The 26,963-nt window shown below is 37.8% G+C and carries 21 protein-coding genes, 5 tRNA genes and 4 pseudogenes; 14 read left to right on the top strand and 16 right to left on the bottom strand.

What is annotated here, in order from left to right; all coding sequences use genetic code 11:
- Window positions 1-151: 151 nt before the first annotated feature.
- From dnaJ to grpE, 3 genes are all read right to left on the bottom strand, one after another.
- Window positions 152-1,285 (bottom strand): molecular chaperone DnaJ, encoded by a 1,134-nt coding sequence (gene dnaJ, locus ACLKL2_RS17670; RefSeq protein ID WP_113817925.1) that lies wholly within the window; start codon window positions 1,283-1,285, stop codon window positions 152-154.
- Between the two features lie 143 nt (window positions 1,286-1,428).
- Window positions 1,429-3,345 carry a molecular chaperone DnaK gene (gene dnaK, locus ACLKL2_RS17665; RefSeq protein WP_113817926.1) on the bottom strand — a complete coding sequence of 639 codons (1,917 nt, stop codon included), beginning with the start codon at window positions 3,343-3,345 and terminating at the stop codon, window positions 1,429-1,431.
- A 315-nt stretch (window positions 3,346-3,660) separates the two neighbouring features.
- A complete protein-coding gene (gene grpE, locus ACLKL2_RS17660) occupies window positions 3,661-4,254 on the bottom strand; it encodes a nucleotide exchange factor GrpE (RefSeq protein ID WP_113817927.1) in 594 nt (197 codons plus the stop codon).
- Window positions 4,255-4,394: 140 nt separating this feature from the next.
- Between grpE and nadK the strand changes: the two are divergent.
- Window positions 4,395-5,292: pseudogene (nadK, locus tag ACLKL2_RS17655) on the top strand (NAD(+) kinase).
- Between the two features lie 151 nt (window positions 5,293-5,443).
- Complete coding sequence (gene recN, locus ACLKL2_RS17650; RefSeq protein WP_413692640.1) at window positions 5,444-7,123, top strand: DNA repair protein RecN; 1,680 nt, start codon at window positions 5,444-5,446, stop codon at window positions 7,121-7,123.
- 382 nt (window positions 7,124-7,505) lie between these two features.
- On the opposite strand, the gene ACLKL2_RS17645 is transcribed toward recN, so the two are convergent.
- The 3 genes and pseudogenes from ACLKL2_RS17645 to ACLKL2_RS17635 all read right to left on the bottom strand — a co-directional run bounded on the left by ACLKL2_RS17645 (window position 7,506) and on the right by ACLKL2_RS17635 (window position 9,450).
- Complete coding sequence (locus ACLKL2_RS17645; protein WP_413694359.1) at window positions 7,506-8,453, bottom strand: putative bifunctional diguanylate cyclase/phosphodiesterase; 948 nt, start codon at window positions 8,451-8,453, stop codon at window positions 7,506-7,508.
- A pseudogene (locus tag ACLKL2_RS17640) lies at window positions 8,436-8,798 on the bottom strand (diguanylate cyclase domain-containing protein); the annotation flags it as partial. The pseudogene ACLKL2_RS17640 and the gene ACLKL2_RS17645, both read right to left, overlap by 18 nt.
- A 10-nt stretch (window positions 8,799-8,808) precedes the next feature.
- Window positions 8,809-9,450 carry a GAF domain-containing protein gene (locus ACLKL2_RS17635; RefSeq protein ID WP_413692639.1) on the bottom strand — a complete coding sequence of 214 codons (642 nt, stop codon included), beginning with the start codon at window positions 9,448-9,450 and terminating at the stop codon, window positions 8,809-8,811.
- 582 nt (window positions 9,451-10,032) lie between these two features.
- Here ACLKL2_RS17635 and lolB point away from each other — a divergent pair.
- The 6 genes and pseudogenes from lolB to ychF all read left to right on the top strand — a co-directional run bounded on the left by lolB (window position 10,033) and on the right by ychF (window position 15,097).
- The gene (gene lolB / locus ACLKL2_RS17630) at window positions 10,033-10,644 is read left to right on the top strand and encodes a lipoprotein insertase outer membrane protein LolB (RefSeq protein WP_113820203.1); all 612 of its coding nucleotides are present in this window, start codon (window positions 10,033-10,035) and stop codon (window positions 10,642-10,644) included.
- A 9-nt stretch (window positions 10,645-10,653) separates the two neighbouring features.
- Window positions 10,654-11,507: pseudogene (gene ispE / locus ACLKL2_RS17625) on the top strand (4-(cytidine 5'-diphospho)-2-C-methyl-D-erythritol kinase).
- Window positions 11,508-11,583: 76 nt separating this feature from the next.
- A complete protein-coding gene (locus tag ACLKL2_RS17620) occupies window positions 11,584-12,531 on the top strand; it encodes a ribose-phosphate pyrophosphokinase (RefSeq protein ID WP_113820205.1) in 948 nt (315 codons plus the stop codon).
- 232 nt (window positions 12,532-12,763) lie between these two features.
- Window positions 12,764-13,390: a 50S ribosomal protein L25/general stress protein Ctc gene (locus tag ACLKL2_RS17615; protein ID WP_413692638.1), complete on the top strand. Its 627-nt coding sequence runs from the start codon at window positions 12,764-12,766 to the stop codon at window positions 13,388-13,390.
- A gap of 2 nt (window positions 13,391-13,392) precedes the next feature.
- On the top strand, window positions 13,393-13,983 hold the full coding sequence (gene pth / locus ACLKL2_RS17610) for an aminoacyl-tRNA hydrolase (protein ID WP_113820207.1): 591 nt from the start codon (window positions 13,393-13,395) through the stop codon (window positions 13,981-13,983).
- A gap of 23 nt (window positions 13,984-14,006) precedes the next feature.
- Window positions 14,007-15,097: pseudogene (ychF, locus tag ACLKL2_RS17605) on the top strand (redox-regulated ATPase YchF).
- 67 nt (window positions 15,098-15,164) lie between these two features.
- Here ychF and ACLKL2_RS17600 read toward each other — a convergent pair.
- The 6 genes from ACLKL2_RS17600 to sbcD form a co-directional block, all read right to left on the bottom strand.
- Entirely contained in the window at window positions 15,165-16,043 is an 879-nt protein-coding gene (locus ACLKL2_RS17600) for a diguanylate cyclase (RefSeq protein WP_413692637.1), read from the bottom strand.
- A 60-nt stretch (window positions 16,044-16,103) separates the two neighbouring features.
- Window positions 16,104-16,865 (bottom strand): DeoR/GlpR family DNA-binding transcription regulator, encoded by a 762-nt coding sequence (locus ACLKL2_RS17595; RefSeq protein WP_113820210.1) that lies wholly within the window; start codon window positions 16,863-16,865, stop codon window positions 16,104-16,106.
- Window positions 16,866-16,982: 117 nt separating this feature from the next.
- Window positions 16,983-17,504 (bottom strand): SbcC/MukB-like Walker B domain-containing protein, encoded by a 522-nt coding sequence (locus ACLKL2_RS17590; RefSeq protein ID WP_413692636.1) that lies wholly within the window; start codon window positions 17,502-17,504, stop codon window positions 16,983-16,985.
- A complete protein-coding gene (locus ACLKL2_RS17585; protein WP_413692635.1) occupies window positions 17,489-17,923 on the bottom strand; it encodes a hypothetical protein in 435 nt (144 codons plus the stop codon). Before ACLKL2_RS17585 ends, ACLKL2_RS17590 begins: the two co-directional genes overlap by 16 nt.
- Window positions 17,857-20,694: an AAA family ATPase gene (locus ACLKL2_RS17580; protein ID WP_413692634.1), complete on the bottom strand. Its 2,838-nt coding sequence runs from the start codon at window positions 20,692-20,694 to the stop codon at window positions 17,857-17,859. The genes ACLKL2_RS17585 and ACLKL2_RS17580 overlap by 67 nt, the downstream gene beginning before the upstream one ends.
- Window positions 20,691-21,917 carry an exonuclease subunit SbcD gene (sbcD, locus tag ACLKL2_RS17575; RefSeq protein WP_413692633.1) on the bottom strand — a complete coding sequence of 409 codons (1,227 nt, stop codon included), beginning with the start codon at window positions 21,915-21,917 and terminating at the stop codon, window positions 20,691-20,693. Before sbcD ends, ACLKL2_RS17580 begins: the two co-directional genes overlap by 4 nt.
- A gap of 245 nt (window positions 21,918-22,162) precedes the next feature.
- On the opposite strand from sbcD, the gene ACLKL2_RS17570 reads away from it, so the two are divergent.
- The 6 genes from ACLKL2_RS17570 (at window position 22,163) to ACLKL2_RS17545 (ending at window position 23,686) form a co-directional block, all read left to right on the top strand.
- A tRNA-Met gene (locus tag ACLKL2_RS17570) sits at window positions 22,163-22,239 on the top strand.
- Window positions 22,240-22,249: 10 nt separating this feature from the next.
- A tRNA-Leu gene (locus ACLKL2_RS17565) sits at window positions 22,250-22,334 on the top strand.
- Window positions 22,335-22,390: 56 nt separating this feature from the next.
- Window positions 22,391-22,465, top strand: a tRNA-Gln gene (locus ACLKL2_RS17560).
- A gap of 112 nt (window positions 22,466-22,577) precedes the next feature.
- A tRNA-Gln gene (locus ACLKL2_RS17555) sits at window positions 22,578-22,652 on the top strand.
- A 5-nt stretch (window positions 22,653-22,657) separates the two neighbouring features.
- Window positions 22,658-22,742 (top strand) — tRNA-Leu (locus ACLKL2_RS17550).
- 479 nt (window positions 22,743-23,221) lie between these two features.
- Window positions 23,222-23,686, top strand: coding sequence for a hypothetical protein (locus tag ACLKL2_RS17545; protein WP_413692632.1), 465 nt, complete (start codon window positions 23,222-23,224; stop codon window positions 23,684-23,686).
- 62 nt (window positions 23,687-23,748) lie between these two features.
- Here ACLKL2_RS17545 and ACLKL2_RS17540 read toward each other — a convergent pair whose 3' ends face one another.
- The 4 genes from ACLKL2_RS17540 to ACLKL2_RS17525 form a co-directional block, all read right to left on the bottom strand.
- On the bottom strand, window positions 23,749-24,177 hold the full coding sequence (locus ACLKL2_RS17540) for a hypothetical protein (protein WP_413692631.1): 429 nt from the start codon (window positions 24,175-24,177) through the stop codon (window positions 23,749-23,751).
- Between the two features lie 3 nt (window positions 24,178-24,180).
- Complete coding sequence (locus ACLKL2_RS17535; protein ID WP_413694358.1) at window positions 24,181-24,810, bottom strand: DUF6796 family protein; 630 nt, start codon at window positions 24,808-24,810, stop codon at window positions 24,181-24,183.
- Window positions 24,811-24,931: 121 nt separating this feature from the next.
- Window positions 24,932-25,327, bottom strand: a complete 396-nt coding sequence (locus ACLKL2_RS17530; protein WP_413692630.1) for an ASPIC/UnbV domain-containing protein — start codon at window positions 25,325-25,327, stop codon at window positions 24,932-24,934.
- The gene (locus tag ACLKL2_RS17525; protein ID WP_413692629.1) at window positions 25,294-26,532 is read right to left on the bottom strand and encodes an FG-GAP repeat domain-containing protein; all 1,239 of its coding nucleotides are present in this window, start codon (window positions 26,530-26,532) and stop codon (window positions 25,294-25,296) included. The genes ACLKL2_RS17530 and ACLKL2_RS17525 overlap by 34 nt, the downstream gene beginning before the upstream one ends.
- Between the last annotated feature and the right edge of the window lie 431 nt (window positions 26,533-26,963).

Below are 26,963 nucleotides of genomic sequence, written 5' to 3'. Positions count from 1 at the left end.
AAAGCTACTTTAACGCTTTATATTTAATAATACAATTTAAGTAACGCGACATCATAGCAAACTATTTATAATAAAATACAAAAAAAAGGCCACTTGAAAGTGACCTTTTTAAAGAATATCAGATTTTAAGTAATAATGACTATTATTTCTATTACTTACTTATATCGTCAAAAAACGTTTTTAAGCTGTTTAAAAAACCTTCTGACTTAGGTTTATGCTTTTTGCTGCTGCTTGAGCATAATGAGTTTTCAAATTCTTTTAATAACTCTTTTTGCTTGATAGAAAGTTTCACAGGTGTTTCCACTGTTACTTTACACATCAAATCACCGGTAGAGTGGCTACGTACCGATTGAACACCCTTGTTACGCATACGGAACATACGGCCCGTTTGTGTCTCTGCGGGTATTTTTAATTTAACGCGTCCATCTAAGGTAGGGACTTCAATTTCGCCACCTAATGCTGCTTCGGTAAAGCTAATTGGTACTTCACAGTACAGGTCATTACCATCACGCTCAAATACATCGTGTGGACGTACATTCATTTGTACGTATAAATCCCCTGCTGGTGCACCATGCTCTCCCGCTTCACCTTCACCACTTAAACGGATACGGTCGCCAGTATCAACACCTGGTGGGATTTTAACTGATAATGTTTTGCTACGCTCGTAACGACCTTCACCATGACACTTGTTACATGGGTCAGTAATAATTTTGCCTTTACCATGACAAGTTGGACAGGTTTGGTTAACAGCAAAGAAACCTTGACGCATTTGTACTTGGCCTTGACCATGACAAGTGCCACAAGTTTTACTGTCTGTGCCTTTTTTAGCGCCTGAGCCATTACACTGTTCACAATGTACTAACGTAGGAATTTGGATCTCTTTAGAGATACCTTTAACAGCCTCTTCTAAGGTTAGTTCCATGTTGTAGCGTAAATCAGAACCTTGCTGTGCACGTTGACCGCCACCACGACGACCACCGCCAAAGATATCTCCGAATATATCGTCAAAACCACCGCCGCCGAAACCACCACCGAAGCCGCCGCCACCTTGACCTTGCTGATTAACACCATCGTGACCGTATTGATCAAATGCTGCTCTTTTTTGAGGATCGCTAAGAATTTCGTAAGCTTCTTTTACTTCCTTGAATTTTTCTTCTAGCGCAGTATCACCTTTAGTACGGTCTGGATGGTACTTCATCGCCAGGCGTTTATAAGCCTTTTTAATCTCTTTCTCTGTCGCATCTTGGCCTACACCAAGTACTTCATAACAATCACGTTTAGACATGGTCAGTTCTCAAACCTTTTTTTATACTTCGTTCAACAAATAGCTGCTTGTTGAAATTGGTATTGTTCAAAACAAACGCGCGGATTATAGATAAATCCATAACCCGCGAGCTGATACGATACTGCTAATTAGGGGTTACCCAATTATTTTTTCTCGTCTTTTACTTCTTCAAACTCAGCATCAACGATGTCATCGTCTTGTTTAGCTTCAGCTTCTGGCTGTGCTTCACCGGCTTCGCCTGCTTGTGCTTTTTGTTGAGCAATTTCCATCAGTTTTTGAGAAGCTTCAGCTAGGGCTTGAGTTTTAGCTTCGATTTCAGCTTTATCTTCACCTTTGCTTGCTGTTTCAACTTCAGCAATTGCTGCTTCAATTTTCTCTTTCTCATCAGCTGGTAATGCATCACCTGCTTCTTCAATTTGTTTCTTAGTACCGTGAACCATTGCATCTGCTTGGTTACGCGCCGTTACTACTTCTTCAAACTGTTTATCAGCATCAGCATTTGCTTCAGCATCATTTACCATTTTTTCAATCTCTTCGTCAGATAGACCTGAGCTTGATTTGATAGTAATTTTTTGCTCTTGGTTTGTATCTTTATCTTTAGCAGATACATGTAAGATACCGTCCGCATCCATATCGAAAGTTACTTCGATTTGTGGAGTACCACGAGTCGCAGCACGGATACCTTCTAAGTTAAATTGACCTAGAGATTTGTTGTCTGCAGCACGTTTACGCTCACCTTGAAGAATGTGGATTGTTACCGCACTTTGGTTATCTTCAGCTGTTGAGAATGTTTGTGACTGTTTAGTCGGGATAGTTGTATTTTTCTCGATAACTTTCGTTAATACGCCACCCATTGTTTCGATACCTAAAGATAACGGTGTAACGTCTAATAATAGAACGTCAGTTTTGTCACCTGAAAGTACAGCACCTTGAATCGCAGCACCCATTGCAACCGCTTCATCAGGGTTAACATCTTTACGTGCAGCTTTACCAAAGAACTCTGCTACTGCAGCTTGTACTAATGGCATACGTGTTTGACCACCTACTAAGATAACATCATCGATGTCACCAACAGAAAGGTCAGCATCTTTAAGTGCAATACGTAATGGTTCAAGTGTTGCTTTAACCATATCTTCAACTAGAGACTCTAGTTTAGAACGTGTTACTTTAATGTTTAAGTGCTTAGGACCTGATGCATCAGCTGTGATGTATGGCAGGTTGATATCTGTTTGTTGTGCAGAAGAAAGCTCGATTTTTGCTTTTTCAGCCGCTTCTTTAACACGTTGCATCGCTAGAGGATCTTTAGTTAGATCGAAGCTTTGCTCTTTTTCAAATTCTTTAACAATGTAGTTAATTAAACGGTTATCGAAATCTTCACCACCTAAGTGTGTGTCACCGTTTGTTGCTAATACTTCAAATGTTTTCTCGCCATCTACTTCATCGATTTCAATGATTGAGATATCGAAAGTACCACCACCTAAATCGTATACAGCAACAGTGCTGTCACCTTTAGTATTGTTAACACCGTAAGCAAATGCAGCAGCAGTTGGCTCATTGATGATACGTTTAACATCAAGACCAGCGATACGACCAGCATCTTTAGTTGCTTGACGTTGTGCATCGTTAAAGTAAGCAGGTACTGTGATTACTGCACCAGATACTTTTTCACCTAGGTAATCTTCAGCTGTTTTCTTCATTTTCTTAAGAATTTCAGCAGAGATTTGCGGTGGTGCCATTTTGTCACCGTGTGCTTCAACCCATGCATCACCATTATCAGCTTTGATAATTTTGTAAGGCATGATTTTGATATCACGTTGTACTTCTTCATCTTCAAAACGACGACCGATAAGACGTTTGATTGCAAATAAAGTATTTGTTGGGTTCGTTACAGATTGACGCTTAGCAGGTTGACCTACTAATGTTTCGCCGTCTGTGTAAGCAATGATTGAAGGAGTAGTACGTTCACCTTCTGCGTTTTCAATGATTTTAGCTACATCACCATCCAGTACAGAAACACATGAATTTGTAGTACCTAAATCAATACCAATAATTTTACCCATTTTACTTTCTCCACATTTATTAATGTTTTATTTGTTTAGTTGACTCTCTGCAGTATTGCAGTGTCCGTTTCATACTTCATATATAAGGGGCTATTTTTAGGTTTCAAGGGCAACAAGTAAAAAAATCATTTTTTAAAATTAATTTCAAAAGGTGAGCCAGTTCAGCGAAATCTCTTGTCCTTTATGCGTCATCAATTAATAACTTGTTGAAAGTCCTCTTAAGCCAGTCCCTTATTTTCTCGTAAATACAAAAAAGGCACCGAAGTGCCTTTTAATAATCAATCAGCAGATTGATTTATCATATTATCGCGATGACTATGCGTCTTTTGACACAACAACCATTGCTGGACGGATGATTTGACCGCCACTTAACTCGTAACCTTTTTGCATTACTGCAACAACTTGGTTAGCAGGAACGCCTTCAACCACTTGCATGCTCATTGCTTGGTGTTTTTCTGGGTTTAATGGCTCGCCCATAGGGTCAATTTGTTGAATGCCAATGCTTGAGATAGCTTTTAATAACTCAGTTAAAGTCATTTCCACACCATCAACCATAGGTTTTAGCGTTTCATTCTCTTTATCAGCATGTTGAATTGCTAACTCAAGGTGGTCAACAACAGGCGTTAAAGCATTAGCAAAAGTTTTTAATACTGATTTGCGACGGTTTTCTGCATCGATACCCGCTTTACGGATTTCGTTTTGTGAGAAAGCTTGCGCACGAATTACTAAATCTTTCTGCTCTTTGATCTCTTCTTCAGCGGCAGCTAGCTTTTTAGTTAGCTCTTCAATTAAAGCTGATTGGTCATCGGCTGTTTCAAGTGTACCTTCAACCGCTTCTTGCTCAACGGCCTCATCACCTAAAACCGTGTCAATTGCTTCTTCAACCGTGTTTTTTTGTTCTTCGCTCATAGCTCAATCCTACTTAATTTTATTTTGGTCAATAATATATGCTCTATTATGGGGATAGTAATAATAGTTTCAAGGCTGTTAATAAAAACATTTTTAAGAGGTATACTGAAAATCACCACATTTTATCGAGTATCTATTTTATGACGCAAGACACTAAGCAACAAAGTCAATTTCAAACCATTGGATTAATTGGCAAACCTCAGCACAGTGAAGCATTACAAACCCTCGCTAGCTTATACTTTTTTGCAAGCTCGTGGTCATGCAATTATTATCGATATTCGTCTTGCTGATGACCTAGAACTCCCACAAATTCGTTATGAAGATTTAGTCGGCATAGGTCAAAAATGTGATTTAGCAATAGTCGTTGGTGGTGATGGTTACATGTTAGGTGCGGCCAGAGTATTAGCTCGCTTTGACTTGCCAGTGATCGGAGTGAATAGAGGTAACTTAGGTTTTTTAACTGATTTAGATCCCGATGATTTTGAAAAACCATTAAGTGAAGTATTAGAGGGTACTTACCAAACAGAACATCGTTTTTTATTAGAAGCACAAGTATATAGCCATGGTCATTTAAGAAGCAGCAGTACGGCCGTTAATGAGGCAGTATTACATCCAGATAAAATCGCGCATATGATTGAGTTTGAAATCTATGTAAATGATAACTTTATGATCAATCAACGTGCCGATGGTTTAATTCTTTCAACACCAACAGGCTCTACAGCTTATTCGCTGTCTGGCGGCGGCCCAATCATGACCCCTAAACTGGATGCAATCAGTTTATTACCTATGTTTCCCCATACCTTAAATAGCCGCCCTATTGTGATTGATGCCAATAGCACAGTGCGTTTAAAAGTAGCACAAAGTAATAGCACAGAAATGCAAATCAGTTGTGATAGCCACGTTAACCTATCTGTATTACCTGGCGATGAAGTGATCATTAAAAAGACCAAACATCAGTTAACCTTATTGCACCCACAAAACTATAACTACTTCCATGTATTACACACCAAATTTGGTTGGGGTAACAAACTATTCTAAGCATTCATCCAATGGCTGACTAATCAGCATAAAATAAAATATTTAGCATAAAATAGATAAACAGCACTTTACTGTTTAAAAAAACAGTACTAAACTGTATTTTTAAACAGTAGTTTTATCGTTGTTAATATCATCATAGGATAACCATTTTATGCTAAGTCAATTAACTGTTCAGCACTTTGCCATCGTAAAGTTCTTAGAGCTTGATTTCCACCAGGGTATGACCACTATTACCGGTGAAACAGGTGCAGGTAAATCCATTGCTATCGATGCATTAGGGTTATGTCTGGGTGCACGTGCCGATGCAAGCATGATTAGGCAAGGCACGGATAAAGCAGAAGTTAGTGCACGCTTTAATCTAATCGATACGCCTAATGCCTTGATTTGGTTAAAAAGCAACGACCTTGAAAACACCTTAAATGATAATCCGAACGAATGCTTATTACGCCGAGTGATCACACGCGAAGGCCGATCTCGTGCATATATCAATGCCATTCCAGTCCCATTATCACAACTCAAAAGCTTGGGGCAGTTATTAGTTAACATACACGGTCAACATGCACACCAAAGCTTATTACGCACCGATGTACAGCTATCAATTATTGACGAATATGCTAACCACCAACAATTACTACAAAAAGTAAAAGACACCTACCAAGGTTGTCACTTTCTTAAGAAGCAATTACAGCAACAACAATTAAGCCAACAAGAGAAACAAGCGCGTAAACAGTTACTTGAATATCAAATTATTGAGTTAGATGAATTTGCACTAGGTGAAGGTGAGTTTAGTGAAATTGAGAGTGAACATAAAAAACTAGCAAACAGCGGCGCATTATTAGAAAGCACTCAAGTGAGTTTAAATCTGTTGGCTGATTCAGATGAAGTCGATGCCCTTACGTTAATACAGAAAACTATCTCTTTATTAGAACCACAGGTTCAACATGATAGTCAGCTAGAGCCCATTGTTAGCGCATTACAAGAAGCGGTGATCCAGGTTGAAGAGGCAGGTTATGAATTACGCCAGTACAGTGAAAAACTAGAGTTAGACCCTGAGCAGTTTGAACAACTTGAATCCCGTTTAAGTCAGGCGATGACGCTTTCTAGAAAACACCAAGTTCAACCTGAAATGCTTTATGAATTTCATCAGAAATTGAGTAAAGAGTACCAACAACTAAACAACAGTGAAGCACAGATTGAACAGCTCACTGCAGAGCTACATACAGCTAAACAAGATTACGTAAAACACGCTCAAAAACTCAGTCAAAGCCGCCAACGTTACGCTAAAGAGTTAAGCAAAAAAATCACTAAAAGCATTCAAAAGTTGAATATGGAAGATGGTCAATTCGAAGTCGCCATGACACAACATGAAAGTGATAGCCTTAGCCCATTAGGTATTGACGGTATTGAGTTTCAAGTGGCTGCGAATGCAGGGCAAGGTTTGCAAAACTTAGGTAAAGTCGCTTCGGGCGGTGAATTATCTCGTATTAGTTTAGCGATTCAAGTGATCATCAGCCAACGAGTATCGACACCTACTTTAATCTTTGATGAAGTCGATGTGGGTATCAGTGGGGCAACAGCGGCCGTTGTTGGTAACCTATTACGTCAGCTTGGTGAAACCACACAAATTTTCTGTGTAACGCATCTACCACAAGTAGCAGGTAATGGTCATCAACAAATGATAGTGAATAAACAAAGTGATGGTAAGAGCACTAACACTAGTATGCAGCTATTAGACGAAACACAGCGTATTCATGAATTAGCAAGATTATTAGGTGGTGACAGTATTACCGAACATACATTAGCCAACGCTAAAGAGTTATTAATTGTTTAATAGCCTTTCAACAATTTACAGTTAAGTCTCCTTACATATTTGGAGGCTTAACATGCTAAAAAATGATTTCAAAAGGTAAGCGTTGAGGCGATGTTAGTGTAATAAAACCTTTTTGATAACAAGAAATAATTGTTAATAAAGCCTAATAATTTCAGATAAAAACTAACAGCAGATGCTATTGTCATAATGATATTAGCAACAAAAAAGCCGCCTAAATAGAATTTGAGCATAAAAGCGGTTGTTTAATACCAATTGTATTAAATAACTGATCTAAATTTTGCGCCGGAAAAATGGCTTAGTTTGAGGCGTAAGTTGATGTAAATGGTTGTTCCCTATACGAAACTTACAACGAAAAAATAAGTTGTTTTAACAAAAAAATAGATCAGTTACTTACTATGATTGGTATAAATTCATTTATTATTAAACAACTCATTAATGAACAAACTAAACCGTACCTGTTAAACACTAGTTTCAATTTTAAAAAATCATTCTGTTGTGACATTAACGTAAGAAGATCATCCGCATGAATCGGTTTAGAAATTAAATACCCCTGTAAATAATCACAACCATTCTCAAATAACCAACTCGCTTGCTCCTGTGTTTCTACCCCTTCTGCCACTATATCTAAGCCCATTCCTTTAGCCAAACCAATAATAGACTTAACAATACAAATATCCTCGTCACCATGTGGTAACCCATCAACAAAAGACTTATCAATTTTTAGCTTAGATACATTGAGATTCTTTAAACGGGAGAGTGAAGAATACCCTGTGCCAAAATCATCAATGGAGAGTTGAATCCCTAGATCAGTTAACTTATCTATTTGTGTTGATAACACTTGAAAGTCCCCTGCCATCAATTCTTCTACTATTTCAAACTCAACTAATGCAGTAGGTACCTTTTGCTCCTTTAAACAGCTTTCAATCTGATTAATTAATTGTGGTGAAAACAGTTGTTCTGAGGAAATATTGACAGAGATTCGCTTCAGTTTTAGTCCTAATGCTTTAAACCTCTTAATATCAACACAAGTTTGTTCAAAGATAACCATGCCTAACAGCCCCATTAACCCTAAACGCTTAGCAATAGGTAAAATGATATTTGGTGTTATTACCCCCTTAGTAGGGTGTAACCAACGAACTAGCGCCTCTAAAGAGAAGCCCGAGCTTTGATAGTTTTGTTGAATAATAGGCTGGTAAAAAGCAACAATCTCACCATTGTTTAATGCATCTACAAATTCATGCTCTAATGAAGCTTCTTCCTGGTGTTCTATTAACCATATCGGGTTAAAGTAAGAAACTCTGCCATTGCCATTAGCTTTAGCCTTCAGCATGGCGATTTCAGCTTTACGTAACGGATCTTTATCTGCTAATTCTTTAATACAACAATGAAACACCCCAAGGCTAGCGGTTAAGTTAATCACTTCATTAGTAAAGGTTTTAAACCCGTCATTAAACTGCGCTTTAATACTTGCAATCACATATTCTAGCTGGCTATGCTTTCTAAAGTCAGCTAACCATAGCGCAAAAAGGTCACCACCAACTCGAGATAATTGATAAGGTAAATTGACTGAGATACTTTCTAAACGGCGCGCAATTTCACATAATAATTTATTGGCAAAATCGTAACTAAAGCGTGCATTAATATTAGTAAATTCATCTAAACCGATTAACACAACGGCACAGTTATCATTGGGGAAGCGTGGCTAATATCTTGAAATATTCTTTTTGAAAAAATAAACGGTTTTCTAAACTGGTTAATGGATCTACTCTTTCCATATAACGTATTTTTTGCTTTTCAAACAGCCATTTGGACTGCGCATAAACCAATGAAATACAATCTGCAACTGAAACTGCATAGGAAATTTCCGCCATATCCCAATATTGATGTTGTAGTGTTTGCTCAATACATAACACCCCTGATAACTCGCCATCTCTAAAAATTGGCGCATCTAACATGGACATAATATTAAGCGGAGTCAAATAGCCTTCTAAAAACTCTTTGGTTCTGCTATCAGTTCTTGCATTATCGGCGTTAATAACGCGGCTCGTATTTAGTGACTTAAAATACTCAGGACACGAAGACTCTAGTATCTCTATACCGGCGTCGAATCGGTTCTCTTCTTTAATATAGAGATATTGGCAAACGATACTGCTTTTTTGATCATTAAAAAGCCATACACTAACACGTGAGACATTTAACAATTGACAACAAGACTTTAAAATAGTCTGTATTTTAAGCGCTGAATCGTCTTTTTCAGAGTCACTATGCTGCACCCCTAACTGTGTTAAAGACTGCTGTAACCCTAAAAATTTATCCAATAAGTGCATGACATTATCCTTAATCAGCCTTTTACAACTTATACCTTAGTTTTATTAAACCAAGACAAGTTTATTTTCTATAAAAAATACTTAATGTGTTCATTCAATACTTAACAAATTAACAAAAATCGCTTCCCCTCCTTGTGAAATCATTTTTACTCATTAAATATGTAATTTACACAACAACTATAACTAAAGAGATATTTTTTCTTCGATAAGTGACTTTATAGCCATATTTTGATAAAAAACAAGACAAGGCTAAAAAGAATATCGATGATTCTAATATCAATGATACAAAATAATTAATTATCTAACTTTCCCTCCCTTTTAAGCATGCCATTACGTTTGCAGATCAGCGGCCTTATTTAAATGGTTTGTTGTAAAAATTAATTCAATTAATCAAATATCTATTAAAAATAGTATAAGAACTTAATTAATCCATCTTTTGGTGCCAAAATGTCAATCAAGAAATATCTATACCTTATCCCCCTTTTACTATCACTAAGTTACTAATAGATTTTTATAAAGGAACAAAGCCATCGATTAAATACTTTGCTATATTAGAGTCACTTCTTTAGATGGGTTTAAATAATGAAAAAATTAGCAACACTATTCCTTATGATCACCTTAGCTGGTTGTTCTCAATTCAATACTTCCGAAGAGCCCTCTGTACCAAGCAATCTCACATGGCAACAACACCAAAAACAACTACAACAGTTAGATGATTGGATATTAACGGGTAAATTAGCTATTTTCCTTGAGTCCGAACGCCAGACTGCCAACATATATTGGCGTCAACAAGGTGATAATTACGCGATACAATTAACTACTTTCATTGGAACCCGTATTTTACAGGTCACTAAAAATGAGCAAGGGGTAGAAATCATTGATAATGATGATCAGGTTTATACCGGACAAGATGCTAATACCTTAATTAAGCAGTTAGCGCCTGGGTTAGATTTACCTGTTCAAGCATTACAACAATGGGTTAAGGGCAACCCAGAGCAGGCACCTTATCAACTTAATGAACAACAACAAGTGAGTGATTTATTAGGAACAGATAGTAGTGGTAAGCAATGGGAAATTAGATATCAAGACTACCAAGACTTTTCAGGCTACTACTTACCACGAAAAATTGACCTTAACCGCGATGATATCAAACTTAAAATAGCGGTTAGCCAGTGGAACACCCAACAACAATAGAGTTTATCCATGCGTATCGAAAAAATTCGCTGGCCCGCGCCAGCGAAACTTAACCTATTTTTATACATCACAGGGCAACGCTCTGATGGTTACCATAATTTACAAACCCTATTTCAATTTATTGACCGTTGTGATTTTCTCACCATCAAAGCCAATCGTAGTGGAGAAATTACTATCTCGCCAGAGATTGCAGGCGTACCTCTTAAAAGTAACCTAATTTACAAAGCTGCTCGTTTACTGCAAAAGCACAGCAATTGCCCACTTGGCGCACATATCGAATTAGAGAAGAACCTGCCCATGGGCGGAGGCTTGGGTGGTGGATCATCAGATGCAGCAACCACATTAGTTGCCTTAAACTATCATTGGCAACTTAATTTAAGTAAACAAACATTAGCAGAGCTAGGTGTCAGCTTAGGAGCAGACGTACCGATTTTCATACATGGTAAAGCGGCCATTGCCGAAGGCGTTGGTGAAAAGTTAACATCGGTTAACCCACCACAACCCTACTATCTTGTTGCTATGCCTAGCTGTCATATTTCAACACCAGCCGTATTTAAAAATCCATCATTAAAAAGAGATACAAAAAGCTTTCACATGAACAGCTTATGAGCAATAAGTGGACAAATGATTGCCAACCTTGTGTTAAAAAAGAGTATCCCGAGGTTGCTAAGACTATAGACTGGTTGCTAGAATACGCTCCGACTCAAATGACCGGAACAGGAGCATGTGTTTTTAGTACATTTGAGCATGCTGATGATGCTGAATTATTAGCAAAAAAGTCGCCAAATTGGTTGAATTGCTTCACCACCAAAGGCGTAAACATTTCACCATTACGTGAATTATTAACTACCAAACTAGATTAATTACGATTTAATTAATCACACTTGTTAATGGTACATTGCCATTAGCCAAATCAACAGGATTACAGAGGTCCTCATAGTGCCAAACATGAAATTATTTGCAGGTAACGCTACCCCCGAATTAGCCCAAAAAATTGCTGATCGTCTTTTCATCAAATTAGGAAGTGCTGATGTAGGCCGTTTTAGTGATGGTGAGATACATGTTCAAATTAATGAAAATGTTCGTGGTGATGATATTTTCATCGTGCAATCGACTTGTGCTCCAACTAACGACAACTTAATGGAACTGATTGTCATGATTGATGCACTACGTCGTGCTTCAGCAGGACGAATTACTGCGGTAATCCCATACTTTGGTTATGCACGCCAAGACCGTCGTGTGCGTTCAAGCCGTGTTCCAATTACTGCAAAAGTAGTGGCTGACTTTCTATCTAACGTTGGTGTTGACCGCGTAATGACAGTTGACTTACATGCAGAACAGATTCAAGGTTTCTTTGATGTACCTGTTGATAACGTATTCGGTAGCTCTGTACTACTAGAAGATATGTTAGAGAAAAAATTAGAAAACCCAATGATCGTATCACCAGATATCGGTGGTGTTGTTCGTGCTCGAGCACACGCTAAATTATTAGATGATGCAGACTTAGCAATCATTGATAAACGTCGTCCTAAAGCAAACGTTGCACAAGTAATGCACTTAATCGGTGACGTTGAAGGCCGTAACTGTATCATCGTTGATGACATGATCGATACTGGCGGTACATTATGTCAAGCGGCAGCAGCACTTAAAGAACGTGGTGCATTATCTGTTTACGCTTATGCAACTCATGCAGTATTCTCTGGTTCTGCATTAGAGAACATCAAAAACTCAGTTATTGACGAGTTCATCGTAACCGATTCTATTCCATTAACAGATGAAATCATGGCAACAGGCAAAGTAAAACAGCTTACTTTAAGCGGTATGCTAGCTGAAGCAATTCGTCGTGTAAGTAATGAAGAATCTATCTCTGCGATGTTCCATTACTAAAAATCAATAAGATAGTAACACTGTCTTAGTTTGCTTTTAGGAAAGCGTTTATTTCTTAGGAATAAACGCTTTTTTTCGTATTTAATTTGTACAAACACACTTACTGAGTTACTATAGCGCGCCTTTTTTATACACCCTTAACTAAGGGGAAGGTGGTTATCGCTGGTCGCAAACGATAATCTATTTTAATTTGAGGAATTAATATTAATATCCTCATTAATGGAGTTTTACCATGTCAATTACATTAATCGCTACAAGCCGTACAGACTTAGGGAAAGGTGCGAGCCGCCGCCTACGTCACACAGACCAAACACCTGGTGTTGTATACGGTGCTGGAAAAGAGCCTGTTTCTTTAACTTTTGAACACAAAGAGTTAATGAAAGTTGAAGGTATCGAAGCATTTTACTCTTCTGTATTAAGCCTAGAAATCGACGGTGTTGCTGAGCAAGTACTGCTTAAAGATATCCAACGTCACGCTTTCAAAGAGCGCATCCAACATTTAGACCTTTTACGTGTTGATGCAACTCAAGCAATCACAACTACAGTTCCTCTTCATTACTTAAACGAAGAAACTGCAGAAGCAGTTAAAAATGGCGGCGTAGTTGCTCACTTAGCAAACGAATTAGAAGTAACTTGTTTACCAGCTGATCTTCCTGCATTTATCGAAGTTGATATTGCAAACGTTGAAATTGGTCAAACTGTTCACATCTCTGATGTTGCACTTCCAAAAGGTGTTGAATCTGTTGAGCTTAACAAAGGCGAAGAGCATGATTTACCACTATTAGCAATCACTGTTAAGAAAGCAGCGGCTGTTGAAGAAGAAACTGAAGAAGCAACAGAAGCTGACGCTGCTGAGTAATCGTGTCAACTACGATTAAATTGCTTGTGGGCCTGGCTAATCCAGGCCCCGAATATGCAAATACTCGACACAATGCCGGACAATGGTACATACAACAACTCGCCTCTCAAGAAAACATCCAGCTAAAACCAGAAGCTAAATTCTTTGGCCATACTGGTCGTATTCAGTTTGCTGGAAATGACATTCGCTTATTAGTCCCAACTACCTTTATGAACCTCAGTGGTAAAGCGGTTAGCGCAATGGCAAAATACTACCAAATTAAACCCGAAGAAATTTTAGTAGCTCATGATGAGCTAGATATCGTTCCTGGTATCGCTAAATTTAAACTAGGTGGTGGTCATGGTGGGCATAATGGTTTACGTGATATCATTTCAAAGTTAGGCAATAACAAAAATTTCTACCGTTTACGTATTGGAATCGGCCATCCAGGCGATAAAAATCGTGTGAGCGGTTATGTACTTGGTAAAGCAACGAGTACAGAACAAAATTTGATCGAGCAAAGTATCGATGAAGCAGCGCGTTGTACCCATATTTTAGGGGTCGACGGTATCGAAAAAGCGATGAATCGCTTACATAGCTTCAAAGCACAATAACAGTAAATTAATAGGATAAAATCATGGGTTTTAAATGTGGTATTGTAGGTTTACCCAACGTTGGTAAATCGACCCTTTTTAATGCATTAACTAAAGCAGGCATTGAAGCGGCTAACTTCCCTTTTGTACTATCGAGCCTAATACTGGCATCGTACCTGTACCAGATCCACGTTTAGACCAACTTTCTGCTATCGTCAATCCACAGAAAGTAATACCAACAACGATGGAGTTTGTTGATATTGCGGGGTTAGTTGAAGGTGCATCAAAAGGTGAAGGTTTAGGTAATAAATTCCTAGCTAACATCCGTGAAACTGACGCAATTGGTCATGTTGTACGTTGTTTCCAAGATGAAAATATCGTTCACGTAGCAGGTAAAATCGATCCACAAGAAGATATCGATATCATTAACACTGAATTAGCATTAGCTGATTTAGAAAGCTGTGACCGCGCTATTTTACGTTTAGGTAAAAAAGCAAAAGGTGGCGATAAAGATGCTAAATTTGAATTACCAATTTTAGAGCGTATTAAAGCACACTTAGAAGATGATGGTATGGTACGTGGTTTAGACTTCGAAAAAGAAGAACTAGCGGCTATCCAATACCTAAGCTTTTTAACACTAAAACCAACTATGTACATTGCTAACGTAGCTGAAGATGGTTTTGAAGATAACCCATTCTTAGATAAAGTACGTGAAATTGCATCCAAAGAAAATGCTGTAGTTGTGCCTGTGTGCGCTTCAATTGAATCTGAAATCGCTGAATTAGATGATGAAGATAAAGCAGAGTTCCTAGAAGGAATTGGCCAAGAAGAGCCTGGATTGAACCGTGTAATCTACAGTGGTTACGAGTTATTACACTTACAAACTTACTTTACTGCAGGCGTTAAAGAAGTACGTGCTTGGACTGTCCCTGTAGGAGCGACTGCGCCACAAGCGGCTGGTAAAATCCACACTGACTTTGAACGTGGCTTTATCCGTGCTGAAATCATTGGCTTTGACGACTTCGTTGAATGCAAAGGTGAAGCAGGTGCAAAAGAAGCAGGTAAATGGCGTTTAGAAGGTAAATCATACATCACTCAAGATGGTGACGTGATCCACTTCCGTTTTAACGTTTAATTACGTTAATAATAAAAACGGCAACCTAGGTTGCCGTTTTTTATATCTTTAAAAAATATTGATAGAATCAAAAAGCAAGTTCTAATCTATTTCTACCATTCTCTTTTGCTTTATATAACGCTATATCAGCCCGTTTTAATAGACTATCAAAATCTTTGTCTTGCTCAGAAATTTTTGCCATACCAATACTAATAGTGACATTAATCTTATGTGGATCAAGGCTCTCTATGGCGTCCAATAACAATATCGCTTTATTAAAAGCTTCTTCATCGTCACATTGATCAAAGAGAATAACAAACTCTTCCCCACCAGAGCGCGCAGTCACAGCGGTTTCGTCATCTATCGCTAACGCTTCTCCAACTTGCTGTAACACCAAATCTCCTACTGAGTGACCATGGTTATCATTAATCGATTTAAAGTGGTCGACATCAACCATTAACACCCATAACGGATGCTGCTGTTGTTGGGCTGCTTGCATTTTTTGCTTAGCAACATCCATTAAATAATGTCTATTATATAAACCAGTTAGCTGATCATAAAAAGCTAATTGATTAAGCTTATCTTGCTGCAACTTAATGGTTAAATGTGTGCTCACACGTGCAGCTACAATCGCAGGTCGAAAAGGTTTAGTAATATAATCAACGGCACCAATCATGAGACCTTTCTCTTCGTCCTTTTCACCCTGTAATCCGGTCACAAAAATAACGGGAATAGATGCTGTCACGGGATCAGATTTTAATGCTTTACACACCTCATAACCATCCATCTCAGGCATGGATACATCTAACAAGATTAAATCTGGCTGTGGAAATTGCGCAGCTATCTGTAAACACGCTTGTCCACTGTGCGCGGTATTAATATTACAGAGCCCTTTAATACATGACGCTAACATTTTTAAGATACTAGGTGAGTCATCGACTATCAGTACCTTTTGCTCATTAGACATTATTATTCAACTCCTATTTAACCAACCGATTAATCCATTAATCTATTTCTATTTCTATTTCTATTCGCCACACAATTGTATATTAATCCCTTGATCCGCAAACAAACTAAGTAGTTTGGGGTCTGACTTTGGATCAGTAACCAAGTAATTGATCTTATGTGTACCACATACTTTATAAGTACTCATTTTCCCCAGCTTTAAATGTGAAGCAAGAGTAACGACCTGTTCTGACTGCTCAATGATAGTTGCTAAGGTTTCCGCTTCATCGATATGATTGATGCTTAACCCTTGGCTTGGGTGCAATGCCCCTACTCCTAAAAAACAAGTGTCGAAGTGGATCTTTCTTAACATCGCATTGGTGGTTGCCCCTAACGCCATCACAGCTGGTTTAAATATTTTTCCACCTAATAAGATTAGTTCAATATTATTATGATGAATAAGCTTTGTTGCGACTAAAGGGCTAGGCGTGACAACTGTAAAGCTAAAATCAGTGGGTAAATTCATTGCTAACTGCAGGCAAGTCGTACCTGAGTCAATGAGGATCGTTTGTCCCTCCTTAATAAATGGGATAGCCGCCATCGCCACACGTTGTTTTAACGGGTCAATCTCTTCATGACGTTGACGATACTCTTGATGTTCATGCTGTAAGGGTAACGCACCACCGTGTACACGTCTTAGTTGTTTTAACTCATCAAGTGCTTTTAAATCTCTACGGACCGTATCTTCAGAAACCCCTAATTGCACACTTAACTCTGCTGCGTAGACTCGCCCGAATTGACTGAGTAACATTAAGATTTTACTGTGCCTTTCCTGCTGTAACATAATTTACCTTATTATTTTTATCTGATTTTACTTAAGCGCCGATAAATATCTACTTTTAGGTACTCTTGTTTTGCTCTGAGTCTCATTATTTATATAATTAAATTCATGTACTTAGGATTAATTACTCGCAGTATCTGCGTTAAATCGATAGCCTGCTGCTAATTGACTAAACCCAGCTGATGTGCCTTTAGTAACATGTATTTGATGATTAATGCGCTCTTTTAAAGCATCTACGTGCGATATAATGCCAATTAGCTTACCGCTCGCATTAAGTCGCTCTAATGCCTCTAAAGCAACTTCTAAGGTACCAGCGTCTAAGGTGCCAAACCCTTCATCTAAGAACAAGGATTCTATTTGTGTTTTATGGCTCACTAAGTTGGATAAGGCTAAGGCTAAACCAAGGCTCACTAAGAAACTTTCACCACCCGATAAGGTTTTAACATCACGTACTGCATTTGCTTGCCATAAATCGATCACCTGTAATGCTAAAGGTTGATTAATATTACGTTGCAATTGATAACGTTGGTGTAAGTTCGCCATCTCTTTATTCGCCAGATAGACTAAATTATCTAAAGTCACTCCCTGTGCAAAGGTTCTAAATTTAGCCCCATCTGCAGAGCCAATCAGTTTATTAAGCATCTCCCAATGCTGCGCATTTTGTTGTTTTTGTTGCTGTTGTTGAAGAATACCTTGTTGCTTTTTTTGTTATTATTATCAGCTTGTAGCAAGCCAAACTGTGTCGCATACTTGGTCTGGTGTGCCTGCATTTTTTGTTGCAGTTGAAGTATATCCTCCTCAACTTGTGCTAATGCTTTATCAGTTAGCTTACTTGCTTGTAATTCTGCCAGTTGATGACTCAACGTTTCCAAGCGAGTACTCTCTTTTAATGCACTATCTTGTAACTGTTGACGTTGAGACAATAAGGCTTGAATCTCTTCTGCTGCTAAACAAGCGCTCAAATACTCAGCTTGGTCTATAAATGCAGAGGCGATTAATGCTTTTTCAAACTGTGACGATTTAGCTTTAGATTCTGCTTGATACTCTTGTTCAGAAGCCAATAATTGCGCACTTTCCCCTTTAATGCTTGCGCCTTATCCGTTAATACTTGTAACTCTGTGTTGATCTCTTCTAGCTTAGCTTGGCTAGCGGTTAATTTTGCATTCGTGCTTTCACGTAATTGTTGTTCACTTTTTTCCCCAAACTGCTGCGCTCTTTGTAATTGTAGCTGTTCAATCTGTTTCGTTAATACCGTCACTTTCCCGCTAAGCTCATCTAATGCTAGCTTTTGTTGTTGTAATGCTTGCGTTAATAATTGTGTTTGTTGATTTAACTCAGTGAGTTCGGCCGTCATTGTCTGTTGAAGCTGTAATTGCGATTTATATTGCTCCACTTGCTCTTTCGCTTTTTCAAGCCATTGCTGTGGGGCTGAAAAGAGCAGTTTCCCCATGACATCATTAGCTGCAACTTGCTCAGGTAACTGCTCAGTAATGCTAGCCTGTAATGCTGCTATTTTATGCTTGCTTTGTCTCAACTCTTCAGAAAGTGAATTAACCTGCTCCAGCAGCGTTTTTTCTTCATAACGGTTTTGCTGCTGTTGTAATGATAGTTGATGTTGATTTTCAGACATCTTTCGTATCTGCTTTTCTAACTCAAGGTGCGACTGTTGTAACCCACGAACCTTTTCAACCTGTTGTTGAGTGTAACTTAGCTTAGTTTCAAGCTCTTGATACAAGGTCTTCAACTGCTGGCTGCTATTGGCATCATAAACACGATGCTGCAAATACGCATGATTTGACCAATGTTGCTGATATTCACTTTTATCATTTAACTGCGATTGCAGTGAAGTTTGTAACTCTTTAAACTGCTCAATCTTGGTTTTAAACTGCCCGTTTAATTCAGCATAATCTTTACGTGCTTTCATTAATGCTTGTTGTAGTTGCTGTAAACGTAACTGATGCTCCGGTACATCTATCTGTTGATAGTTGACCAGTGCAGGATGAGATAACGAACCACATAACGGGCAAGGTTGGTCTTCTTGCACCTTTAATTGCAACTCAGCTAAGCTGTGAATAATTTGCTCCTGCTCGAGCAGTTTTTCAGTATTCGCCACATCGTTAGCTAATTGATAGCCGTGCTCCTTTAGATTCTCTAACTGTATTTTATCATCATGAATGCTCGTCTCTAATCGATTTAAGTCACCTTGCTTTTTAAGCAATTCCATTTCAATTTGATCTAACTTTTCAGACAATGGCAAACAGGTTTGTAGTTGCTTTAACTCTCCCTGTAATGTCATCAACTGTTGGTCCCCACTTGCCAAAGTAGCACCAGGTAACACATCACAGGCATGACTTATATCAGTATTTAATTGTTGCAACTGAGTTTGTAACGGCTGCGTATTGCTTAACAGGGTTTGTAGCTCTTGCTCCACCCTTTGATTATTGGAGTACAATAACTGTTTTTTCTGTTCCGCTGCGTCTAATGACTGGACCAAGTCAGCGCGCTTGGTTTTAGCCTCATCGAGCTGTGTTAACTGCAAAGCGACACTAGCGAGATGTTCGCCTACAACAGGCATATAATCTTGCTGTTTTAATAAGGTATCTAACTCATTTATTTTTGTTTGTGCACTCTTTACTTTGTTCTCTTCTACACTGAGCTCTTGCTGACTTAACGCCACCTGTTTTTGTTTACTGGCTAACTCTGTTTGCAAGGTCTCTTGTTGTGCTTTTTTATCTGAGATTGCAATATCTAAAGGCACTAACACTTTATTAATCTCATCCAGTGCTTTAGTCGCTTCTTGCTGTTGTAATGAAACACTCGTTGCTTGTTGTAACTGCTTTTCTTGCAAGGTGGCGATAGCACTATTATTTGCTTTATCTTGCTCCACGACACTGGCTAATTGTGCTTTTATTTTTATATGTTGAGCATCTGCGTATTGCTGTGCGTCATAAATAGGAGTGAGTTTCTCAGCTTTTTCAGCCTTTTCTAAACTCACTTGCTTACTTTTAAAGTCACTTTTTTGCTGTTCAATATTAGCAAGTATTAACTTTTGCTCTGCGACAGCCTTTTCATACTTTGTGTTCTCTTGTAACCAAGTTAATGTTTTATCTAAAGCTTGGGCTTCAACAGTGAGGCTTTTTTGTTGTGCTTCGAGTTGTTTTACCTCTTCAGCTAAGGTTTCTCGCTCTGCTTCATCTAATACACTCAACACTTTTGCTTGTTCGGTTAATAGTGTTAATTCCGCTTGTACCTGCTTATTTTGCTGATAAACATATTGTGCGATTTCACAATAGATCTCTGTACCTGTTAACTCTTCTAATAATTCAGCTCGCTCACCACTAGAGGCATTTAGAAAAGCAGCAAAACCACCCTGCGCGAGTAACATGGACTTAGTAAAACGTGAAAAATCTAATCCAGTTAACTCAGTGACCTGCTTTAATACGTCACTACTTTTTGTTGCTAAGACTTGCCCATCAACTTCACTCAACTCGCATAGCGGCGCTTGTAAGTTACCATTTGCTTGATTACGAGCGCGTTTTTGAGACCAATAGACACGGTACGCTTTGTTTTTAACAGCAAACTCAACTTCCGCTAAACAATCGCCTGTACCACGAGTCATTAACTCATTTTTGCTTTGTGTTAATTTATCCAGGCGTGGAGTTTGTTGGTATAACGCCAAACATATCGCATCTAAAATGGTGCTTTTACCTGCGCCGGTTTGACCTGTGATCACAAATAAAGCGTTATCTTGAAAAGCTTGATCCTGGAAATCTATTTTCCACTCGCCCTTTAATGAGTTTAAATTTTTAAAGCGTAACGATAATATCTTCATGATTGATGCTCCACTGCTGACAACACTTCAGCAAAAAGCCCTTTCAGTTGTTGCTTCTGCTCATCACTTATATTGTCTTCAATCTCTAAACGATGTTCAAACAGCTGTACAGGCGTCACATTTTCTAAGCTCTTTTTATCGTTTTCTTGCCATTGATTAGTTTCATTAATTTGCGGACTGCTGACTTTTAAAATATCAATGGCCGTGCCTTCTACTAACTGACTTAAATGGGTATGAAGATCAGACATATACTCAGCTTGCTTTAACTTGACCTCTACCCAAACAGTTTGATCTTTGAGTTCAGATTTAAGGTGGTTAATTTGCTCTGTTATCTGTTCGAGATCACCACTAATTATTTTCAATGTTTGAAAGCGTGGAATATCCAGTTCACTTACCTGTAGATCGGCTTTATCAGTAAATTCAATAATATTTATTTTTTTGGTTTGTTTACTTTCATCAAAACTTAAAGGAATAGGAGAGCCACAGTAACGGATCACCTCAGACTTTTGTACTCGCTGTGCTTTGTGTAAATGGCCTAGGGCAATGTAATCAAAAGCAGGAAATAAAGCCGCAGGAAAAGCCGTTAATGTACCAATATAAATTTCACGTACTGAATCAGAGACCGAACAACCCACAGTGGTTAAATGACCACTGGCAATAATAGGCGTGTTATCTGCTAACTTATCCTCTTTTATTTTAGTTTCAGCTAAGTCATAAAGTGACTGATAAGTGTCGGCAATGCCTTGTTGTAATGATTGCTGCTTTTGCTCAGCTGAACTACCTTGCTCGCTCAACATAACGTCATTAGCCCGTAAAAAAGGTAAGGCACACATTAAAGCCTGCTGTTCACCTTTTTTATCTTTTAAACTAATAAGGTGATCGGATAAATCATCACTTAACCCTGCTAAAACAGATACATTTAAGGCACTTAACAATGATTTACTTTCATTAAGCACGGCTACACTATCGTGATTACCAGAGACAATTACTAATTGAGAACAAAAGCTCTGCTGTAATTGCACTACAAAATCAGCATATAGTTTTCGTGCATAGGAAGCTGGCGAGGCACTATCAAAAATATCCCCTGCTACAATCACCGCATCTATTTGCTGTTCATTTACCACCTCAATTAACCAAGATAAAAATCCTTTATGTTCGCTTTCTCGCGTTTTCATCATAAAATACTGGCCAAGGTGCCAATCTGAGGTGTGTAATATCTTCATAGTTCGCTATCGTTGAGTTTAATTACCTTCAGTTTAACTTTTTCGTTAATAGAAAACTCTATAACAAGGTGTTTTTTGGTTATGTTTGCACAAAATAAAAACAACTTGACTAGCATTTAGGCAAATAAACAAAAAAACCTTTTTTTCTTAAAAATTAGTTGACGAGGTACGCCGATATCCGCATAATGCGCCCCATCGAAACGACGCACTGTTCTGCAGAGCAAGTTAAGATTAAAGTAAAAAATGGCTACATAGCTCAGCTGGTTAGAGCACATCACTCATAATGATGGGGTCCCAGGTTCAAATCCCGGTGTAGCCACCATTTACTTTACGCGGAAGTGGCGGAATTGGTAGACGCGCTAGATTTAGGTTCTAGTATCGCAAGGTGTGAGAGTTCAAGTCTCTCCTTCCGCACCATTCTTTATTTCATAAAGAATCCAATCAGAGAAATTCAACTCTTTAAAAATAAAAATTGGGATATCGCCAAGCGGTAAGGCACCAGGTTTTGATCTCGGCATTCAGAGGTTCAAATCCTCTTATCCCAGCCACATTCTCTAATACGTTATTAACGGATTAGAATCCTTGAAGAAGGTTAAACTTGAAATAATGTTTTATTTAATTATAAAATATTAAAGAGAAGTAAACTCTTAAAATAACAACTGGGATATCGCCAAGCGGTAAGGCACCGGGTTTTGATCTCGGCATTCAGAGGTTCAAATCCTCTTATCCCAGCCACATTCGCGGAAGTGGCGGAATTGGTAGACGCGCTAGATTTAGGTTCTAGTATCGCAAGGTGTGAGAGTTCAAGTCTCTCCTTCCGCACCATTCTTAACTAAGCGTTAAGAAATAATAAAACCAGCTAATTGCTGGTTTTTTTATGCCTGAAATTTGAGTTTATACAAATTAACTTCAAATTTTTTATCCCAGCCACGTTCTTGGAAGTGGCGGAATTGGTAGACGCGCTAGAGTTAGATTCAGCTATTCCCAAAGAAGGCGCAAGCTGTGAGAGTTCAAGTCTCTCCTTCCGCACCATTCTTAACTAAGTGTTAAGAAATAATCAAACCAGCTAACTGCTGGTTTTTTTATGCCTGAAATTTGAGTTTGTATATTCCTAACCCCTTTCACACAATTAACTCCATCAGCGAAAGCTTTCGCCTCCCCTCTATAGATAAACTGAAACAGCACATGCAATACTCTACTCAATAAAATACTATTATGTTAAGTTACTCTTAGTTGAACTATTTAACTGGTTACAACGACTTATATGTTAATGATAAACCCCATAAAAGAGAGATGGATAGATTATGTTTACTAAAGAGATGGTACATACAGCACTACAAACTTGGTGTGATAACGTTGTTAAAGTAGGGAAAGTTCACTCTGAAGGTGGCGATGCACAAGCATTTTCTCTTCAAGTGTTATCTGAAAGTTACGACTACGACAACGGCCATGTATTGTTCAAGCCAACTTTAACATTTGGTCAACAAACATTCCGCCCTACTAAAGAGGGTGCACTTTCTTACTTTGTTGGTGGCAACAGCGAATTTCCAAATGATAATGGCTTTAAACTTAAGCCTTGGGTTAAAGTTTGGTACAGCAAGGAAGACTTTATTCTGCATGGTGATTTAGCGATAGTGCAATGTAATGTGCATTTCATTGGGGAAGATGACAGCCATATTTTTGTAAATAAGAGCTTTGTATTTAAACTATGCGAAGATAATAAAGTACGTATTATCTTGCATCAATCTTCTCTACCTTACCAACCATAAGTATTTAATAACCCACTTATTTGGGTTTCAAAAAAACCAGCTTTACGCTGGTTTTTAACTATTTAACTACTTAGCTTGGTAGTTTTTAGCCAATATAAAAAAGCAACAAATACACCAAAGCTCAATGAGATATAACAAAGTGGCGTACCCATTTCACTTCTTGGACAAATATCTCCCTGAGAGAACTCCAGTGCACTGCCTACAACAGCAATTAAGATTACTGGTGCCCAACCTATGATAAATAGCCATTTGGAATATTTTTTGCGATCAAATAAAGCAGCGATTAGCATTAAGAAATAACCAATACTCACAATATAACAAGCCGGTATATTAATAACCGATGGACAAGGGGCAATACCTGTAACAGTTAAATAAGAAACAGAAATCCCCCCATATAATCCTGCACTTAGCGACACTAATAGAATAGCCTTAATAGCTATGGCGATTGGTATATTTAGTCTCTTATTTTCATTCTCAGGTATATTGTTCATCGTTTATAAATTTAACTTTTTGTATTGTCTATGCACGGCATAAATCGAAATAGAAAATATAATTAAATGCACAACGTTCATTGCCGCAGGTAACAACCACACACCAATACTTAAACCAGTAAAGTAAGTAGCAAATATTGCCCCTAAAATAACTGCAGGGCTAAATAAAGCAACCCAACGCGGATATAAGGTTTTACCTAGTGCAATACGCCATATCCAGAGTATAGAAACAACAACCATTGCTAAACGTAACGCATTAACCAAAGGTTCATTATGTGCGCCAAACTCACTTAATAAACTTTGTAATTGCAAAACAAAATTAGAGTCCGTTGTGTCGGCTATTTCATGGGCTGTTAGCGCTAAATAAATACGCCCTCCTAACCATGCATTACCGACCATAAAAGCATAACCACCGAGTAGAGTAATGATCCAACCATGTACTTTACTTCCGCCTTTAATAAACATTTGTCCTAAGTGCCAATACCCTAAAATATATAATGGGGCAGCTAAGGTACTAAAAAAGTGTCCTATTGTTAACCTGTCTTTACTTACATTAGCAAAGTAACCATAGCCTTCAGCTTCATAACCGCCAAGAGGAGAAAACTGTAAAGTAAACTCCCTATTCCCACTAATAAAGCAGCAAAAAATCCGGCGATCCCCGTTAATAGCAAGATGTTATATGTTTTTTTATCCACAAAAATGCTCTCTTATTAATAATTTAAAGCGCTAAGCTTTTATTTAATATCACTGTTGATTATTGATAATCAGCAAGGTTAATCGTGGAATCCACTTGAGGTGAATCAATACTCACTGTTTTGCCATTTTGGTAGCTTACTTGTATAGACTTAATGTTAGTTTGATTATCTAAACCAAAAAACAGGTCACTCGTTTGATCAGAGCCTAAGCCTTCACTGCTATAAAACTGGTTTGTATAGGTTTGACCATTTTCCATAGTAAGTGTCACAATTGCCCCTAATGAGCGTGTTTGGTCTTTAAATCGCACTTTTAACCAATGGCGTTTACCACCATTGTTAATAAATGCGCGCAACTTACCGTTTAAATTACCAATAACGGCATCAGGCCAACCGTCCTGATTAAAATCTGAAACAACGGTAGTCACACCAAAGTGCTTATTGATAATACCAGCCACTTCTTCGACAGGCTTAAATGTATTATCTTGATATTGTTGTAATAGGTTTCCGGGTAGAGATCCAGATGTTCAACAGCAGGAAAGCGGATATAGTTTTGAGTAATAAGATAATCAGCTAAAGAGTCGTTATTAAAGTCATAAGAGACAAGACCCCAACCAAATCCATATTTTGCGGCATTATTTGCTAATGCAGTATCCTTGAATTTAAAGTCACCTTGATTTTCTAGCAAGATATAGTCTTTATTTAAGGTTTGCTCGGCAGTTAAATCACCAACAACTAAAAAATCAGGTAAGGTTTTTCCTACGTTACTGAAGTATAAATCTAACAGCCCATCATTGTTATAGTCACTAACAGCAATGCCCATTGGATAACTATAGGTAACCGGTAGTTCAATACTATCAAATGTTAAATCACCGTTATTTTTAAATACACGAACAAATCCTGTATCTTGAGCCACTACTAAATCACTTAACCCATTATTATTTAAATCAACAAAAACAGCTGTGAAGGTATTATGTTGCTCAAATACACCTGATGACTTAGTAACATCGGTAAAAGTATTATCACCATTATTTAAAAGTAAGTTGCTAATACCGCCATAAACTTGATTAAAAATAGTTTCACCTTCAACGTATTCTGGGCGAATATAGTTAGAAACATATAAATCAACGGCACCATCATTATTAATATCGCCAAATGAAATTGATAAAGGCAACGATTTTTTATCTAAAGGAAATTCTATTTTTTTCCCAATAAAACCTTCACCTGTATTTTCATAAAGGTAAACTCCGCTACTTCGAGCAACAAATAGATCTACCCGCCCATCATTATTAGCATCAATGGAAGCAGCTCCATAAGTTGGGTCATCATTAGCTTTATCAAACCAGCCCTCTGTAGGCAAACTCACCAAGCTATTATTAACATACTTTTGTAAGCTATCTTGTTGACCAATACCACCACCAACAAAGATCTCATCAATATTGTCATTATCTATATCAATGGTAGATAACGCCATAAAGGGTAAACCAGCAAGAAAGTCTGATTGATGTGTAAAATCAGTACTAATTTCAGTAAAACGCAAATCAGTTTCCCCTTGTGCTTGTTCTGCTCCTTGTACAATATAAGTTACAATTCTAGTAAAAAAGAATGAAATACATATTAATATACCGATAACAATTAACGATACTTTCTTCCATCTACTCATAGTTTTCTCCGGTTGAGTGACCAATTTATTCGTCCTTGATAAGGGCTATATTAATAAGACCTAATAAAGCACTTAAAACATTCAATTTTTATATAAAATGGCTATAAAAATTAAAATATAAGTATAGAAGAAAATAGAGTTGTTTAGATTAAAGGAAAGAATCATGCTAACTTTTCTTTATTGCACGTAGTACATATTGAAATCAGAAGCGATTTTAAACGGAGAAATACTGCCCAAAGTAGTATGTAATTTATAAAATTGTTAAACCCATTATATGGATAAAATAGTGGTAACCACTTTCTGACTGAGAGTGTAAATAACGACAAAGATACAAATAAAATAAACAATGCAAAAAGGACTGTATTATTATTCAGCAAGTTTATTTAAACAAATTACTGGCATTAAATTAATCGACATGGGGATGTTATCCA

Source organism: Psychromonas sp. KJ10-2 (assembly GCF_047323255.1).
Taxonomy (GTDB): Bacteria; Pseudomonadota; Gammaproteobacteria; order Enterobacterales; family Psychromonadaceae; genus Psychromonas.
This window is presented reverse-complemented; position numbering and strand designations above follow the sequence as displayed.

Excerpts from the sequence above, each read along its gene's own strand:
- dnaJ (WP_113817925.1), bottom strand. The coding sequence starts at position 1,285 with ATGTCTAAACGTGATTGTTATGAAGTACTTGGTGTAGGCCAAGATGCG.
- dnaK (WP_113817926.1), bottom strand. The coding sequence starts at position 3,345 with ATGGGTAAAATTATTGGTATTGATTTAGGTACTACAAATTCATGTGTT.
- ACLKL2_RS17645 (WP_413694359.1), bottom strand. The coding sequence starts at position 8,453 with ATGCTGAAGGCTAAAGCTAATGGCAATGGCAGAGTTTCTTACTTTAAC.
- ACLKL2_RS17540 (WP_413692631.1), bottom strand. The coding sequence starts at position 24,177 with ATGAACAATATACCTGAGAATGAAAATAAGAGACTAAATATACCAATC.
- ACLKL2_RS17635 (WP_413692639.1), bottom strand. The coding sequence starts at position 9,450 with ATGCACTTATTGGATAAATTTTTAGGGTTACAGCAGTCTTTAACACAG.
- lolB (WP_113820203.1), top strand. The coding sequence starts at position 10,033 with ATGAAAAAATTAGCAACACTATTCCTTATGATCACCTTAGCTGGTTGT.
- ACLKL2_RS17545 (WP_413692632.1), top strand. The coding sequence starts at position 23,222 with ATGTTTACTAAAGAGATGGTACATACAGCACTACAAACTTGGTGTGAT.
- ACLKL2_RS17595 (WP_113820210.1), bottom strand. The coding sequence starts at position 16,865 with ATGTTACAGCAGGAAAGGCACAGTAAAATCTTAATGTTACTCAGTCAA.
- ACLKL2_RS17600 (WP_413692637.1), bottom strand. The coding sequence starts at position 16,043 with ATGTCTAATGAGCAAAAGGTACTGATAGTCGATGACTCACCTAGTATC.
- ACLKL2_RS17590 (WP_413692636.1), bottom strand. The coding sequence starts at position 17,504 with ATGCTTAATAAACTGATTGGCTCTGCAGATGGGGCTAAATTTAGAACC.
- ACLKL2_RS17525 (WP_413692629.1), bottom strand. The coding sequence starts at position 26,532 with ATGAGTAGATGGAAGAAAGTATCGTTAATTGTTATCGGTATATTAATA.
- sbcD (WP_413692633.1), bottom strand. The coding sequence starts at position 21,917 with ATGAAGATATTACACACCTCAGATTGGCACCTTGGCCAGTATTTTATG.
- recN (WP_413692640.1), top strand. The coding sequence starts at position 5,444 with ATGCTAAGTCAATTAACTGTTCAGCACTTTGCCATCGTAAAGTTCTTA.
- grpE (WP_113817927.1), bottom strand. The coding sequence starts at position 4,254 with ATGAGCGAAGAACAAAAAAACACGGTTGAAGAAGCAATTGACACGGTT.
- ACLKL2_RS17615 (WP_413692638.1), top strand. The coding sequence starts at position 12,764 with ATGTCAATTACATTAATCGCTACAAGCCGTACAGACTTAGGGAAAGGT.
- ACLKL2_RS17580 (WP_413692634.1), bottom strand. The coding sequence starts at position 20,694 with ATGAAGATATTATCGTTACGCTTTAAAAATTTAAACTCATTAAAGGGC.